At 44.9% G+C, this 16,541-nt stretch carries 14 protein-coding genes; 9 read left to right on the top strand and 5 right to left on the bottom strand.

Annotated elements, in window-relative coordinates:
- Positions 1–65: 65 nt before the first annotated feature.
- The 6 genes from rpmG to GQF63_RS13975 all read left to right on the top strand — a co-directional run bounded on the left by rpmG (position 66) and on the right by GQF63_RS13975 (position 5,188).
- A complete protein-coding gene (gene rpmG, locus GQF63_RS14000) occupies positions 66–248 on the top strand; it encodes a 50S ribosomal protein L33 (RefSeq protein WP_002998409.1) in 183 nt (60 codons plus the stop codon).
- A gap of 38 nt (positions 249–286) precedes the next feature.
- Entirely contained in the window at positions 287–448 is a 162-nt protein-coding gene (locus tag GQF63_RS13995) for a DUF4295 domain-containing protein (protein ID WP_160369870.1), read from the top strand.
- A 141-nt stretch (positions 449–589) separates the two neighbouring features.
- The gene (gene ftsY, locus GQF63_RS13990) at positions 590–1,552 is read left to right on the top strand and encodes a signal recognition particle-docking protein FtsY (RefSeq protein ID WP_160369869.1); all 963 of its coding nucleotides are present in this window, start codon (positions 590–592) and stop codon (positions 1,550–1,552) included.
- 13 nt (positions 1,553–1,565) lie between these two features.
- Positions 1,566–2,900, top strand: a complete 1,335-nt coding sequence (gene rimO, locus GQF63_RS13985; protein WP_160369868.1) for a 30S ribosomal protein S12 methylthiotransferase RimO — start codon at positions 1,566–1,568, stop codon at positions 2,898–2,900.
- A gap of 93 nt (positions 2,901–2,993) precedes the next feature.
- Entirely contained in the window at positions 2,994–4,583 is a 1,590-nt protein-coding gene (bshC, locus tag GQF63_RS13980; protein ID WP_160369867.1) for a bacillithiol biosynthesis cysteine-adding enzyme BshC, read from the top strand.
- A 2-nt stretch (positions 4,584–4,585) separates the two neighbouring features.
- A complete protein-coding gene (locus GQF63_RS13975; RefSeq protein WP_160369866.1) occupies positions 4,586–5,188 on the top strand; it encodes a Crp/Fnr family transcriptional regulator in 603 nt (200 codons plus the stop codon).
- Positions 5,189–5,224: 36 nt separating this feature from the next.
- On the opposite strand, the gene ctlX is transcribed toward GQF63_RS13975, so the two are convergent.
- Positions 5,225–6,145, bottom strand: coding sequence for a citrulline utilization hydrolase CtlX (gene ctlX / locus GQF63_RS13970; protein WP_160369865.1), 921 nt, complete (start codon positions 6,143–6,145; stop codon positions 5,225–5,227).
- A 1-nt stretch (position 6,146) separates the two neighbouring features.
- Complete coding sequence (locus tag GQF63_RS13965) at positions 6,147–7,061, bottom strand: dimethylarginine dimethylaminohydrolase family protein (protein ID WP_160369864.1); 915 nt, start codon at positions 7,059–7,061, stop codon at positions 6,147–6,149.
- 512 nt (positions 7,062–7,573) lie between these two features.
- Here GQF63_RS13965 and gcvP point away from each other — a divergent pair.
- From gcvP to GQF63_RS13950, 3 genes are all read left to right on the top strand, one after another.
- A complete protein-coding gene (gene gcvP / locus GQF63_RS13960; RefSeq protein WP_160369863.1) occupies positions 7,574–10,447 on the top strand; it encodes an aminomethyl-transferring glycine dehydrogenase in 2,874 nt (957 codons plus the stop codon).
- A 501-nt stretch (positions 10,448–10,948) separates the two neighbouring features.
- The gene (locus tag GQF63_RS13955) at positions 10,949–11,698 is read left to right on the top strand and encodes a 3-keto-disaccharide hydrolase (protein ID WP_160369862.1); all 750 of its coding nucleotides are present in this window, start codon (positions 10,949–10,951) and stop codon (positions 11,696–11,698) included.
- Between the two features lie 22 nt (positions 11,699–11,720).
- On the top strand, positions 11,721–12,542 hold the full coding sequence (locus tag GQF63_RS13950) for an N-acetylmuramoyl-L-alanine amidase (protein ID WP_160369861.1): 822 nt from the start codon (positions 11,721–11,723) through the stop codon (positions 12,540–12,542).
- Positions 12,543–12,853: 311 nt separating this feature from the next.
- On the opposite strand, the gene GQF63_RS13945 is transcribed toward GQF63_RS13950, so the two are convergent.
- From GQF63_RS13945 to GQF63_RS13935, 3 genes are all read right to left on the bottom strand, one after another.
- On the bottom strand, positions 12,854–14,167 hold the full coding sequence (locus GQF63_RS13945; RefSeq protein WP_160369860.1) for a nicotinamide mononucleotide adenylyltransferase: 1,314 nt from the start codon (positions 14,165–14,167) through the stop codon (positions 12,854–12,856).
- Positions 14,168–14,239: 72 nt separating this feature from the next.
- Positions 14,240–14,782 (bottom strand): NUDIX hydrolase, encoded by a 543-nt coding sequence (locus GQF63_RS13940; RefSeq protein WP_160369859.1) that lies wholly within the window; start codon positions 14,780–14,782, stop codon positions 14,240–14,242.
- The gene (locus GQF63_RS13935; protein WP_160369858.1) at positions 14,782–16,521 is read right to left on the bottom strand and encodes a phospho-sugar mutase; all 1,740 of its coding nucleotides are present in this window, start codon (positions 16,519–16,521) and stop codon (positions 14,782–14,784) included. Before GQF63_RS13935 ends, GQF63_RS13940 begins: the two co-directional genes overlap by 1 nt.
- Between the last annotated feature and the right edge of the window lie 20 nt (positions 16,522–16,541).

Here is a 16,541-nt window from a genome sequence, read left to right as displayed (position 1 = left end):
CCTGTTGTATCAACAATAATAAGAATCATGAAATTCACCCGTGAGGGTATAAATAAAGTAAAACAATGGCAAAAAAGGGAAATAGAGTACAAGTAATCTTAGAGTGTACTGAACACAAAGAAAGTGGTCTTCCGGGAATGTCTCGCTATATCACCACTAAGAACAAGAAAAACACAACAGAGCGTTTAGAGTTGAAGAAATTCAACCCTGTGTTGAGAAAAGTAACCGTTCATAAAGAAATTAAGTAATTAACTCGGGTTCTGCGGAGCCTATAAAATAGCATACCATGGCAAAGAAAGCAGTAGCATCACTACAAAAAGGTGGTGGTAAAGAATTTACCAAAGTGATTATCACAACAAAATCTGCAAAAACTGGAGCCTATACTTTTAAAGAAAGTATGGTACACAACGACAAAGTAAAAGACGTTGTTGCTGCAGCTACTAAATAAGCAGTAAGATATTCCTTTTTTTTAAAGTTTTTCTTTAAAAATCTTTTAAACAGCCGTTTTGGTATTCCAAAAGGGCTTTTTTAGTATTTCCGATTTCAGTATATTTGAGCGAAATCTACGCATTTATCAAGCCATATCATCATGGGATTATTCGATTTTTTTAAAAAGAAACAAGAAACACCGGAGTCGCAGGAAGCCTTAAACAAGGGTTTGGAGAAGACTAAAGAAGGTTTTTTTGCTAAAATTACCAAAGCGGTGGTTGGAAAATCAACCATTGATGACGATGTATTAGACAACCTGGAGGAGGTTTTAGTGACCTCCGATGTAGGCGTAACAACGACTTTAAAGATTGTTGACCGCATACAGAAACGGGTTGCCGAGGATAAATACGTCACTACCGACGATTTAAATCGCTTGTTGAAGGATGAGATCCAAGGCCTTTTGGCGGAAAACAACAGCAATGATTTTGAGAACTTTGAATACGGCAATCGCAAACCCTATGTAATCATGGTGGTTGGCGTGAATGGCGTAGGGAAGACGACGACGATAGGGAAACTGGCCCATCAGTTAAAAGAGGCAGGGAATAAGGTGGTATTAGGCGCTGCGGATACCTTCCGTGCGGCAGCTGTAGACCAGATTCAATTGTGGGGAGACCGTGTAGGTGTGCGCGTTGTGGCACAGCCGATGGGCTCCGATCCAGCTTCTGTGGCTTTTGACACGGTGAAATCAGCCGTTGCCAATGGCGATGATGTGGCTATTATCGATACGGCTGGTCGTTTACACAATAAAGTAGGCTTGATGAACGAGCTTACCAAGATCAAGAATGTGATGCAGAAGGTAATTCCTGATGCGCCGCATGAGATCTTATTGGTATTGGATGCCTCTACGGGGCAGAATGCCATTGAACAGGCCACCCAATTTACCCAGGCAACCGATGTGAATGCTTTAGCATTGACAAAACTAGATGGTACAGCCAAAGGTGGGGTGGTAATCGGGATTTCCGATCAATTCAAAATTCCTGTAAAATACATTGGAGTGGGAGAGAAGATTGGTGATTTACAGTTATTTAACAAAAAAGACTTCGTAGACTCGCTCTTCCAGTAGTCTACCCATTTATATGAAGACAAAATACGCAAAAACAACGCCTGTATTGACCAAACCCCGTGTCAATGTGGTGACCCTAGGGTGTTCAAAAAACATCCACGATAGTGAGGTTTTAATGGGTCAGCTGAAGGGCAACCAAATGGAGGTTGTACACGAAGCGAGCAACATACAGGCCAATGATATTGTGGTCATTAATACCTGCGGATTTATTGATAATGCCAAGCAAGAATCTATAGATACGATTCTACAGTTTTCCGAGCTGAAGGATCAGGGTAAGGTAAATAAGGTTATTGTGACCGGCTGTTTATCCGAGCGCTATAAACCCGAATTGGAAGCTGAAATCCCGAATGTGGATGCTTTTTTCGGGACGAACGACCTTCCCGATCTATTAGCGAATATCGGTGCTGATTACCGTCACGAGCTCCTTGGCGAGCGTTTATTGACGACTCCATCTCATTTTTCGTATTTTAAAATTGCCGAGGGTTGTAACCGTCCTTGTTCTTTCTGTGCCATCCCTTTGATGCGCGGTAAGCACGTGTCCAAATCCATTGACGATTTGGTCAAAGAGGCGAAATTCCTAGCCTCCAATGGCACCAAAGAATTGATTTTAATTGCCCAAGATCTTACTTATTACGGTCTTGACATCTACGGCAAGCGAAACCTATCCGATCTTTTGCGTCATTTATCAGACGTAGATGGTATCGAATGGATCCGTTTGCAATATGCTTATCCTTCCGGATTCCCCATGGATATCCTGGATGCGATGAACGAGCGCTCCAACATCTGTAATTACCTCGATATGCCTTTACAACATATCTCTGATTCGATGTTAACCTCTATGCGTCGCGGTACCAGCAAACAAAAGCAAATCGACTTAGTGAATAAGATTCGCGATAAAGTGCCTGATATCGCTTTGAGAACCACCCTAATTTGTGGTTATCCCGGAGAAACGGAACAAGACTTCCAAGAGATGCTGGAATGGGTAGAAGAAACCCGTTTTGATCGCTTAGGCTGCTTTACCTATTCGCATGAAGAGAAAACGCATGCCCATAGCCTGGAGGACAATGTGCCGGAAGAGGTAAAACAAGACCGTGTGGATCAGATTATGGAGGTGCAGCAGGGGATATCTTACGATATCAACCAAACGAAGGTTGGTGAAACCTTTAAAGTATTGGTAGACCGTGTAGATGGTGATTATTTTATCGGTCGTACCGAATACGATTCCCCAGAGGTTGACAACGAGGTGGTCTTGAATGCGAAAACAGACTATGCCCGTATCGGCGACTTCGTGCAGGTCAAAGTAGACCGTGCCGAGGACTTTGATTTGTATGGATCTATTGTCAAATAAACATTTCTATCCGGCAAATAAACCCTGTTCTGTTAATTTTTTGTAATTTGTATACTTCTTTACTATACATTTGAAGCATTAGACAGGAGGTCAATGAAAGCCACATATATAGACTACAGTGATACCGGTAGTTTTTCCAAAACATTAATAGCCTATCTGGCGCAACAGCCAGATTTGGCTTCATTCTACGGCAATTTCCCCAACATGGCCGGCTTTCGAAAACAAATCGAAGCCAAGAAGAAATTTTCCCATCGTGAAGTATTAGTAGAGCAGCTGCGGGCGCAGTATGGCGATCTTTTAAAAGAGTCACCTGAAGTTGCCCAAAACCTGGAACGACTGTTAGGCGCCAATTGCTATACCGTTACCACCGGACATCAACTCAATATCTTTACCGGCCCGCTGTATTTTATTTTTAAAATTGTGACCGCTATTAAGCTGGCGCGCGACCTCAAGGAAGCTTTTCCCGAAGAGGAATTCGTGCCGGTATACTGGATGGCCACCGAGGACCATGACTTTGCAGAAATAAACCATACCCGTGTTTTCGGCAAGAAAATCTCGTGGGATACCGATGGTATTTCAGGAACGGGTAGGATGGATACCAGCAGTATGGAGGCCGTGGTGAAGCAATATTGCAATACCTTTGGCCTGTCAGACAATGCCAGCAAGCTTACCGAACTGGTGCATGAGGCCTACTCGAAGAACTGGAACCTCGCAGATGCTACGCGTGTATTTGTCAACTCCTTGTTTAGGGCCTATGGTTTAGTGATTGTCGATGCCGATTCTCCGGTGCTTAAAAAGCTATTTGCACCGATAATGGAGCAGGATATCCTGACCGAAAACAGCTTTAAGGCCATAGAAGCAACCTCCAAATCCTTAGAAGAGTTGGGCTATGCAGCACAGGTTCATGCCAGAGAGATCAATTTCTTCTACCTGACGGATTCCTTCCGCGAGCGTATTGTACGCACGGAAGATGGACGCTTTGAAGTGTTGCATCAGGACTTGTTTTTTACCGAGGAGGAGCTGCGCAAAGAAATGAAACAACACCCGGAGCGCTTTAGCCCGAATGTGGTGATGCGCCCCTTATATCAGGAAGTTATCCTGCCGAACCTGGCCTATATTGGTGGCGGTGCAGAAATCGTCTACTGGCTGCAATTGAAAGCTAATTTCGAACAGTATAAAACGCCGTTTCCAATCTTAGTACCCCGGAACTCAGCCTTGATTACCGAAGATAATATCGCCAGCAAAATCTTCCGATTAGACCTTACCTTCAAAAGCATCTTTAAGCCTATCCAAACCTTGAAGAATGAGTACGTGCGCCGGCAAACCAAGCATCGCTTGAACCTGCAGGATGAATGGATGGAGCTGAATGCCATCTTCGGCAAAATAAAGCTCCGTGCGCATAAAATAGACCCGAGCTTAGGGCCAAGTACCGATGCGGTAAAAGCGAGGCTTAAAAAGGCTATTCACAATTTGGAGAAAAAGCTATTGAAGGCTGAAAAGCGAAACCATGAAGATGCCTTAATCCAAATTGAGCGCTTAAAGGACAAGTTATTCCCGAATGGAGGCTTGCAGGAGCGAACGGAGAACTTCGCCGTGCTCTATCTTAAATACGGCGATGAATTGATTGAGGAGCTGTTGAAAAACTTCCAACCTTTGGCCTTTAAATTTAGTATCTTGTACTGATCATGACAACGGAACTATTGCTTCAAACAAACTTTTATCAGTATTATTCGGGAAAAACAGGCTTGACCATCGCGGATTTTGAAAAACTCGCGTCCTACTTTGATTTCCGAGAGATAGACCATAACCAGCTTATTATGCGGGCCGGAGAGGTGTGCAAGCACATTCTCTTTGTGGAAAAGGGCCTGTTGCAATTGTTTTCCCTGGATGAAAAAGGAGGGGAGCATATCATGCAGTTTGCCCCCGAAAATTGGCTGCTGATGGATCGTTCCAGCATGTACTTTAACGAGCCGTCCACCTATTATATCAAGGCGTTGGAGCCTTCTACCGTAGTGTTTATCCAACCGGCCTTTTTAGAAGAAGCCGGCAAAATCAATTATGATTTTACCTGCTTTACCGAAACCGCCCTACAGCGCAATATCCATTTCCTACAAAGGCGCATCAATTCCCTCTTAGCCATGTCGGCCAAGGAGAGGTACCTGGAATTCGTGGCCATGTATCCCCAATTATTATTGCGGGTACCCCAATGGATGATCGCCTCTTACCTGGGCATCACCCCGGAAAGCTTAAGCCGCGTGCGCAGAGAAATTGCCAAAGATAGTTTTTAAACGAAAGAGGCCTTGTAAAAACAGGGCCTCTTTCGTTTAAGCTGAAAGAAAGACCTCAGCCATCATGCAGCGGGCACTTCCGCCGCCGTATTTCTCAATGCTATATAGCGAAGAATGAAGAATAAGCCCATATTTTTCCAGGGTTTTCTTCTGTATTTCGGTTAAGCTATCAAAAGCCTGCGTACTCATACAAATAAAGGGTAGGCCCGATTTGTTCTTTACCTCTAGGATATTGCCGGCAAACTGATTCATCTGCTCTATGGAAATGGGAATCACTTCCTTTTGCGTACGGGCAAATTGCTGTTCTAGTTTTTTACGCTCCAGCAAGTCCGGGATGCAATCCCAACAGATTAAACAAAAGTTCGTGCCCACCGACATCATCACATTGGTATGGTAAATGGGTAAAGCTATTCCTTGCACCTGTTGTACCGCATGAAAGGGAACTGCCGTATAGCTCTGCTCGTCGCAGAACTGCTGCAGCAAATCTTCATGGGCGCGGTCGGAAATCGAACAATACGCAATTTTGTTTACCCGGTCCAGAATCAATACCCCGGTTCCCTCCAAGAATTTCGATTGGTCTTCTTGCGCCGTATAATCGATGATGTGTTTGTAATGAATGTCTAGCTTTTCCAAGGCTGCTAAGTGATTCAGTTGCCTTTCACGGCGTCTGTTTTCAGCAAACATAGGATATAGAATGGCGGTATCGCCGTGGAAGGAAATAACATTATTCGGGAAAATGCTATCCGGCGTGTCATAAGTGCCCTCATCTTGCAACACCACAGTTTGTACACCGGCATAATTCAAGAGCGCCACGAAGTTGTCAAACTCCTCGATGGCGGTATATTTTAGTGCGCTGTTTTGGTCTTCCTTGCCTTGGAAATAATTGTTAACGGCGGTTTGTTCATTTCTTCTGAACTGTTTTGGTCGCACCAATAAAATGGTATCTGTCGTTTGCATATTAATTGCGTAATAGGGGTAATGTAGAGCATCGGAGCAAGCCTTCTTGCTTCCCGATCTCGTGGTATGCGATTTCTTCCACCGTAAATCCGGTAGCACGAAGCCAATCGTTCAGGCGTGTAAATTGCCGCTCGCTGACGATGACCTGTTCACTGATTGAAAATACATTCGAGAACATTTGGTACATCTCTTCCGCGGTTATTTCGAAGAGGTTCTCCGAACCGAACAAGTCTCTTAAATAAGCTACATCATCCGGGTTTCTAAAGCCTCCCGGATAGATAATGGCTTTATTCTGTCCAATAGGCTGAAAACAACAGTCTAAATGCAGGGCATTTGCACGGGCGTCAGTCATGGATTTAATCAGGTCGAAGGCGACCACCTTCTTGTGCGGGAAATGTTCTTGAATAAAAGCAATGCCCAAGCGGTTGGTGCGGGCAGTATTAAACGAGCTGTAGTCAGCACCTAGGTAGGTGCCAACAAATATATAATCGTTCCATAAAATCACATCGCCGCCTTCCATATGCACTTCATCGGGCGCCATAATAACCTTTTCCGGATCGATGTCCTTGATGAGGTATTGAATGGCCGACCATTCTTGTGCGCGGTCGGGTAAGATATTCGATTTCACAAAATAATCATCAATCACAAAACCAATGTCGCGGGTAAAAATCTGGTTTACCTCCGGAATAATAGTCGGTCGGTATACCTTTACGCCGTAGCGTTCCAATACGGTTTTAAACTGAGCCATTTCCTGGCGCATATCAGCTTCCGTGGGGTAGCTGCCGTCCAGAATATGGGCTAGCGATTTGGGGTCGTAGGCCTCTTCGGCAGTAGGGGTAGGGCCATTGCTTTCGGCGGTCCCTAAGATAACGGCTAATAATTTACCTGTTTCGTTTTTAACATTTAGCGTGAGCATTCAATTTAAGTCTTTTTGATTTGGTTCTAAAATACCAAAGAAATCCCTTTTAATTCAGAGGGAAAAAATTATTGTGAATAATTAATTGTAGCTCTGCGAATACTATCAACTAGATAGATTATGCCCCTTTTTGCTACTGAAAATGAAATAAAAATTATGATTGCTTGATTTTTTAACAATCCTACAAGGTCAAATTATCCTAATAAGGGAAATATCCGATGGGTACTTTAAATTTTTTACAAGATTATGTTTTAACATTTCAATTTTAGGATTAGTATTTATTCCGAGGACTCCCTGTTTTATTTGAAAAATTTTGACAATTCCCTTGATTTTTTTATAAAAAATTGAGCAATCGATTGTTGTGTTAATAATTGTTGTTGGCCTAGAGGGTACCCTAAAAATTAGCTGTAAAAAGCGTATCTTTGCACATCCAAAATTCTCAATGCGTGTTCGCAGAAAGAAGATGGCATACAGCGCATTAAACAATATAAATTTTGCAATCCATCCGTAAAATGAGTAACATAAATTACCAAGAGAAATTCCAGGATCGCCACAATGGTCCTAATGCTTCGCAAGTAGAGGACATGTTAACCGTCCTGGGCGTAAGCTCTGTAGATGAACTGATCGAACAAACTGTACCGGCTCAAATCCGCAAAAAAGAAGCCTTAAAGCTTCCTGCAGCGTTAAGCGAGGTTGCTTATCTCGAAAAAGTCGCTCAGATTGCCGAAAAGAACAAGGTATTTAAATCCTATATCGGTCAAGGCTATTTCGATGTTATCCTTCCAGGAGTTATTCAACGTAATGTGTTTGAAAATCCAGGATGGTATACGCAATATACGCCTTACCAAGCCGAAATTGCACAAGGCCGTTTGCAAGCCTTGTTAAACTTCCAAACCATGGTTTCCGACCTAACCGGATTGGAAGTGGCCAATGCTTCTTTATTAGATGAAGCTACTGCCGCAGCAGAAGCCATGTTTATGTTATACAGTACGCGCAAAAACAAAGAGGCGCAGGTGTTTTTAGTAACGCCGAATGTATACCCGCAAACCTTAGATGTATTACAAACCAGAGCCGTTCCTTTTGGTGTTGAAATCCGTGTAGCCGATTTAACCGTTGATCAATTGACGGATGATGTGTTTGCGGCCTTCATTCAATACCCAGCTGCAGATGGTTCCTTGGCAGATTATAAAAACTTCACAGCTTACGCGCACGACAAAAATATCACCATCTGTGTGGCTTCCGATTTAATGGCTTTAGCCTTATTGACGCCTCCGGGTGAGTGGGGAGCCGATGTTGTGGTAGGTAACTCCCAACGTTTTGGCGTACCGATGGGCTTTGGTGGTCCTCACGCAGCTTTCTTTGCTACGAAAGACAGTTACAAACGTAACATCCCAGGCCGTATCATCGGGGTTACTTCCGATGCCAATGGCGAGTATGCTTTACGTATGGCTTTACAAACTCGTGAGCAGCACATCCGTCGCGATAAAGCTTCTTCTAATATCTGTACTGCACAAGCCTTATTGGCTATTATGGCGTCTTTCTACGCCGTATACCACGGCCCTAAAGGCATTAAAAATATCGCTTCCCGCATCCACGACTTAACCAAACTAGCCGATAAAGCCATTCAGACGTTAGGCTATAAGCAAGTGAATGCGAATTACTTCGATACCTTACGTTTTGAAGTAGCGGAAGAATTGGGTGCTTTAAAATCTGAAGCCCTAAATCATGAAGTAAACTTCTACTATAGCGAGGGTAGCGTAGGTATTTCTATTGATGAAACAACTACGGTAGCCGATATCCAAACCATCGTTAAAGTATTTGCTAAAATCAAAGGCAAAACCTTAAACGATGTAGATTTCAGCACGGTTGAAAAGAACTTAGGTACAGCCATTCCGGAAGAATTAGAACGTAGTTCCGATTACTTAACCCACCCGGTGTTCAATAGCTACCATTCAGAAAGCGAAATGCTGCGTTACATCAAATCATTAGAGGCTAAAGATTTATCCTTATGCCACTCCATGATTCCGTTAGGATCATGTACCATGAAGCTGAACGCAACAACAGAAATGGTGCCTGTAACTTGGGCTCGTTTCGGTGGCTTGCATCCTTTTGCTCCGGCCGATCAAACCACAGGCTATATGCTATTGATCAATGAATTAAACGATTGGTTGAGCGAAATTACCGGATTTGCAAAAATGTCGTTCCAGCCAAACTCTGGTGCGCAAGGTGAATATGCCGGTTTAATGGTTATCCGTGCTTACCACCATAGCCGTGGCGACTATAATCGTGATATCTGTTTAATCCCTGCCTCTGCGCATGGTACCAACCCTGCTTCTGCCTCCATGGCCGGCTTAAAAGTAGTGGTGGTTAAATGTGACGAGCGCGGAAATATTGACGTGGAAGATTTAAGAGCGAAAGCAACCGAGCATGCGGCAAACTTAAACTCTTTAATGGTTACTTATCCTTCTACCCACGGGGTGTTTGAGGAGCCTATAATTGAAATCTGTTCGATTATCCATGAAAATGGTGGTCAGGTGTATATGGACGGTGCAAACATGAACGCACAGGTTGGCTTAACCAGCCCGGGCTTTATCGGTGCCGACGTATGTCACTTAAACTTACATAAAACCTTCTGTATCCCTCACGGTGGTGGTGGCCCAGGTATGGGTCCAATCGGGGTGGCGAAACATTTGGTGCCTTTCTTGCCAAACCACGAAGTAATTGAGGTATCAGGTGAAGAAGGTATTTCTGCGGTTTCTGCCGCGCCTTTCGGCTCGGCATCGATCTTGGTAATCTCGCATGCCTACATCGCTATGATGGGCGGAGATGGATTGACCGAAGCAACCAAAATGGCCATCTTAAACGCAAACTACATTAAAGCACGCTTAGAGTCGCACTACCCGGTATTGTATGCTGGTGCTAACGGACGTTGTGCGCACGAGATGATTTTAGATTGTCGTGCCTTCAAAAACGTAGGTATCGAAGTGGCGGATATTGCAAAACGCTTAATGGACTACGGTTTCCACGCACCAACCGTTTCTTTCCCAGTGGCCGGAACCTTAATGGTAGAGCCTACCGAGTCGGAGTCTAAACCAGAATTAGATCGTTTCTGCGAAGCCTTAATCGCAATCCGTAAGGAAATTGCAGCGGTAGAGAATGGCGAAGTAGATCAGAAAGAAAACGTGCTGAAACACGCGCCACACACGGCACGCGTAGTAACCGGCGATGATTGGGATAGACCGTACTCTCGTCAGATTGCTGCTTATCCAGTAGAATATTTGAAAATTAATAAGTTCTGGCCTTCTGTAGGTCGTGTAAACGACTCACAAGGCGATAGAACCTTAATCTGCTCATGCCCTCCAATTGAAGCTTACGCAGAGGCGTAATTAGATTTGAGAGCTGAGATATGAGATAATAGACCTTTGCTGGTCAGGAAAGCCCTCCAATCGGAGGGCTTTTTTTGGCTTTAAGCTTTTTTAAGCATGGTTAAGTTTTGGCTTTGGTTTTTCTTTTTTCCTAACTTTTCCTAGCCCATTATTCTGCCCTTGCATTCCCCTTTGCAATGGGGATTGATACGGGTGAGAAAGGGGAGAGAAAGGGGGGGGCATAGTATTTAGTAGTTAGTATTTAGACCGTATGGTCATCGAGAGCTGTCATCGTTTTGCTATCGATTTGTCATCAATTTGTCATGGTGAGCGGAGTCGAACCACGAACCACGAACGACTGGTACGTCAGTGCAATGCGCTACATTTAAACACCCCACGAACAGCATTTTGCAAAAACATATCATTAGTACCAGAGTTTAACAACCCACCATTACTACATCTTGTCCTTAAACCCTTTACTTTCCCCTGAAATCCTTATCTTACATTTATAATTCCTAGACCATGAAAAAGACAATACAATTTATTTGGGCTTTAATGTTGTACGGCATCTCTTTGGCCGGGCTTCAGGCGCAAGAAAAGCTCTTTACCTTCGGGGTAGAGAAGAGCTTCGACGAGGCTATATTGACGGGGAAAACCAAAGGCAAACCCATTCAATGGATCGATGTGAACACCTCCAGGGCAACCTGGGAGCCCAAGGGGAAGGTCTTGTTGAATCATGGCAAGCCCATTGGTGTGATCCGCTCGGAGAAGATGTATGAAAACTTTATCATCCATGTGGAATGGCGCCATTTGGAAAAGGGGGGCAACTCTGGCGTTTTTGTCTGGTCGGATGCGGTGCCTGGAAATGCGGATTTACCCATGGGCATGGAGGTGCAGATGTTGGAGTTAGATTGGGTGAATCAGAATAAGAAGAATGGCGAATTGCCTCCGATAGCCTATGTGCATGGTGAATTATTTGGCGCCGGCGGGATGACGGCATCCCCTGATAACCCGCGTGGTACGCGCAGTAAATCGGTTGAAAACCGCTGCTTAGGGGTTGGCCAATGGAATAAGTATACCGTTGTTTGCATCGATGGTACGGTTAAATTGGCGATAAATGGTAAATTTGTAAACAGCATTCGCTTAGCCTCCAAAAGAAAAGGATACATCTGCCTGGAAGCGGAAGGCGCGAAAATGGAATTCCGCAATTTTCAGCTGATCGAGCTGGAACCCGGGGTAGAGCGTCCTGAATTTGTGGTGGATAAGCTTTAAGGCTGTGGCTTAAGAAAGAACTATGGTAAGAAATGTGTGGAGCTATGTCCTGTTAGCGGCATTAATAAGCTCTTGTGCTGGTGGAAAATACGCAGCAACTGAGAAAGTATACAAGAAGAAGGCTAAGGAGTTTTCCGAAATCTATAAGGAAGCCCCTGTGGAAGGGCAGCTTGCAGCCATTGCATCCCAACAGAAGGAATGGATTGCCTCAACGAATTTTGGCATACGCAAGCCTAATTATGTGATGATTCACCATACCGCGCAGACCTCGCTAGAGCAAACCGTGCGTACCTTCCATAACCAAAAGGTGGGGGTAAGCTCGCATTATGTGATTTCTCGTGATGGCAAGATTGTACAGATGGTAAACGATTATTTCCGGGCGCACCATGCCGGAGCCGGCAAATGGGGAAATGACACCGACCTGAATTCTTCGTCCATCGGTATCGAATTGGATAATAACGGCACCACAGACCCTTGGCCAGAAGTGCAGGTACAGGCGCTCGTGCAGCTGTTAAGCTATTTAAAAAAGACCTATAACATTCCGCAGGCTAATTTTATCGGCCATATGGATTACGCGCCAACGCGTAAAAATGACCCCTCACGCTTTCCCTGGAAAACCTTAGCCGATCAAGGCTTCGGCTATTGGTATGATGAACCGCTAGAGGAAGTGCCGCTAGGCTTCGATGTGAAACTGGCCCTGCGCATTATTGGCTTCGATGTGAAAAACCTCGATGCCGCTATTAAAGGGTTTAAGTATCATTATATTCAGGAAAACCCGAATGTAGCGACATTGAACGAGCAAGAGCTGCGGGTATTGTACGCGATATTTAAGAAGTATTTGTAAGGGGGGAGGAAGGAAGAAGGAAGTTTTGCGGGAGGTGTTGTCATCGCCCTGTCATGGTGAGCGGAGTCGAACCACGAACCACGAACGACTGGTACGTCAGTACAATTAACAAACGCTATCTTATTGATTGTCAGGTGTTATGACAGGTATTTTGCCCCTTCGCTATGAAAGCTTACGATGACGCCTCACATTGATGTGTGGGGAAAACGCTGTTAATAAGTGTTATAGGTATGATTGATTGTACTGACGTACCAGTCGTTCGACTCCGCTCACGATGACAGCACTTCAACAGCACTTCAATAGCACCTCCCTTAAATACTCTTCACGAATTTCTCGTCGTAGTTTTCTATATCAATGATGTAATCATTTTGGATTAAGAAGTCGAATAGTGGTTTTGCTTCCTCGGATACCGGCATGTTTTTCGTCGTTACGATGCGTTCGTTTTTCTTGTCGAGGTATGGGTAAGCGTATAGTTTTACGTTCTTGCTGAACATGCCAGAGATGTAAGATAACAGCTCGTTGGTATAGTTCGCCTTGTTGTAGTTGTGGGTATTGAAGATATTCTTCAAGTTGGAAACGTTGGTTGCAATGCCGACGTTCTTTGGTTTGAAGGTTTGCACAAACTCTGCCAGGTGGTTATTGCGGCGGAAGTTGGATACCAGGATGTTGTTGCCAGTGGAGCAGAGGTATTCGGCTCTTTCGGCGAAGTAGATTAAGTCTTCATCGGTAATGCTGGAGCTTTCGTCCAATACATTCCCCATCAATACCTCAATCAGTACCACGGTATCTTCGGCCTTGGCACCTGTATTTTTCCGGAACTCCTCGACGGCCAAGTTAAAGAGGTCGAAGTTGGGGTTCGACTTCTGGCGGTATTTGGTGCGGAGGATAATGATGTTCTTTTTGTAGAGGTAATCTTTAATCTGGGCAGCTTTGGCGTCAGGCTTAAAGATGGCGGCCTTGGCAAATCCCTTAGCAATGAGGTAGAGGTTTAGCAAGCGTTCGTTTGCCTGCTCGAAAAGGGGACCAGATACTTTGACCAGGTCGATTTCTACCGACCCTACGGAAAGGTTGTCTACTAAAGACTCGATCATGGTCTGCGGGTTTTCCGCATAGTAATAGGCTGCGAATACCAGGTTAACCCCAAGGATTCCCAATACTTTAGTTTGCAAACGGTTGTCGCTATCTAAGAGGCGAACGTGAATCACGATGTCATTGGTAGGGCCATCCACTTCATGTTGAAAGCGGATACCGATCCAACCGTGTGGCTCGTTCGATTTGGTGAAGTTTAGGGTGGTTACCGTATCGGCGAAGGCGAAGAACTTCTTGCTGGCATATTTTTCACCTTGCAAGCGTTCGGTAAGAAGATCGAACTCATGATCTAGCATTTTATTTAAGCGCGTGCGACTAACGTAGCGTCCGGAGTCTTCCACGCCATAGATGGCGTCAGAAAAGGCCATATCATAAGCCGATATGGTTTTGGCAATGGTTCCGGAGGCTGCCCCGGCTTCGAAGAAGTTGCGCGCCACTTCCTGTCCAGCACCAATCTCAGCAAATGTTCCGTAAATGTCGGGGTTTAGGTTAATTTTAAGCGCCTTTCGCTTAGTTTCATAAATTTCTCTAGCCATACGGCAAAGGTAAGAAAATAGCGTAATAAATTGCGAAAAGGGAGGTTGATATAGAATAAAGTTAGGCTTACCTTATAGCAAACCTAACTTATTAAAACTGTAGAATAGTGCGGCGCTGTGTAAAGCCTGCCCGATTTTGTTGGCTAATAAAAAGGCCTTGGCTTCTTCCAAAGTCATTTCTACCACTTCAATATCTTCCGAAGCGTCTAGCTCTTGTTCTTGCACCTTCTCGCCACCGGTCAGGATATAGGTGTAGGTCGGGTTGCCGGAGGTTGCCGGATTGGCAAACAGCGTGCATACATATTGAATATCTTGAAAGGCATATCCTGTTTCTTCCAGCAGTTCGCGGCGGGCGGCCAGTTCCGGTTCTTCGCCCTCTTCCACCACCCCTGCGGGCAGTTCCACCAGCACCTCGCCGGCTCCATGGCGGTATTGACGCACGAATAAGATGGTATTCTCCTTCGTAATGCCGACCATATTTACCCATTTGGGGTATTCTAGGACGTAATATTCTTCTTTAATATGGCCATTGGACATTTCGAGTTTGTCTACCCGAAGGGTTGCCCAAGGGCGTTGAATGATGTATTTAGAGTCTAGGACTTTCCACTTCTGCATTAATCTTTAATTATATCGGCCATCATGGTATTTACCTTATCGTCGAGGCGGTTAGAAATCTGACCATACTCCGAGCTAAAGGAAAGCTTTTCTTTTACCGAACAGTAGAACTTAATTTTAGGCTCGGTGCCCGATGGGCGTGCTGAAATCACATCGCCATCGGTGGTAATAAACTGCAATACATCCGATTTTGGGAGGTCAATTTTTGTTTTTTCGCCGGTTTTCATGTTGGTCGCTTGGCTGAGTTCATAATCGCGAACTTCTACCACATCGATAGCGCCTAATGTTTTTGGCAAATCTGCACGCAGGTCGGCCATCATTTGCTTAATCTCATCGGCGCCGGCTTTTCCTTTTTTGGTTAGGGAAATCAGCTTTTCTTTATAGAAGCCATACTCCAGGTAGAGTTGGATCAATACGTCGTAGAGCGATTTTCCCTGACTTTTAAAGTAGGCTGCCATCTCGGCAATAAAGGCACAGGCATTCACCGCGTCTTTATCGCGCACTAAATCGCCAACCAAGTAGCCGTAGCTTTCCTCTCCGCCTACTAAATAGGTCTCTTGGCCCAATAGCTGGGTCATCACTTCCCCGATATACTTAAAGCCGGTTAGGGTTTCGTAGTATTTTACCTGATGAGCATCGGCAATGGCCGCAAAGAGGTTGGAGGTAACGATGGTTTTAACAATATAATCGTTGGGTTTAAGCTGGCCTAATGCCTTTTTAGAGGAAAGGACATAATAGGTCAATAAGCTTCCGATTTGGTTGCCGTTGATGAGTTGGAATTCGCCCGCCGGGTTTTTAATGGCTACCCCTACGCGGTCGGCGTCCGGGTCTGTTGCCATCACCACGTCAGCATCCAGTTGTTCTCCTTTTTGTTTCGCCATGGCCATGGCATCATCTTCTTCCGGGTTGGGGTAAATCACCGTCGGGAAGTTGCCATTAGGTTCAGCTTGTTCATCCACCACGTGCACCTGCTCGAAGCCCCAGGCTTTCAGCATTTTTGGCACAATGGTAATACCGGTTCCATGGATAGGGGAATAGACGATTTTAAGATCCTTCTGTGCCAGTACGGCTTCCGGATGGATGGACAAGCGGCGGTTGGCATCGATATAGATTTGATCGAAGTCTTCGCCGATCAATTGGATATTGGCTTCGTTGCGGTCAAATTTAATGTCCTTTACCGATTGGATGGCATTTACCTCGGTTATCACATTTTTATCGTGTGGTGCTACTAACTGCCCGCCATCGTTCCAATAGGCTTTATAGCCATTGTATTCCTTCGGGTTGTGGGATGCGGTAAGCATGACCCCGCCTTGGCAGCCGAAATGACGAACCGCAAAAGACAGCATGGGGGTTGGGCGCAATTCTTTGAATAAGTAAACCTGAAAGCCGTTTGCTGAAAATACATCGGCTACAAGGTTTCCAAAGGATTGGGAGTTGTTGCGGCTATCGTAGGATACCGCGACCTTAATGTCCTGCCCCGGGAATTGCTTGATGAGGTAATTGGCCAGGCCTTGTGTGGCTTTGCCAATGGTATATTTGTTCATGCGGTTGGAGCCTACGCCCATAATGCCACGTAAACCACCGGTTCCGAATTCTAATTCTTTGTAAAAGGAATCCAGGAGTTCTGTTTCTTCTTGATTATCTACAAGTTGTTGGACTTGTGCCACCGTTTCCGGATCATATTCTGGCGCTAACCATTGTTGAATACGCGCTTGCGTTTCTGTATCTAAAGTGCCCATAGGTGCTAATAATTTGTGTA

This window comes from Sphingobacterium humi (assembly GCF_009768885.1).
Classification (GTDB): Bacteria; Bacteroidota; Bacteroidia; order Sphingobacteriales; family Sphingobacteriaceae; genus Sphingobacterium; species Sphingobacterium humi.
Note: the sequence above shows the minus strand (reverse complement) of the source record. Positions and strands in the feature narration are given on the sequence as shown.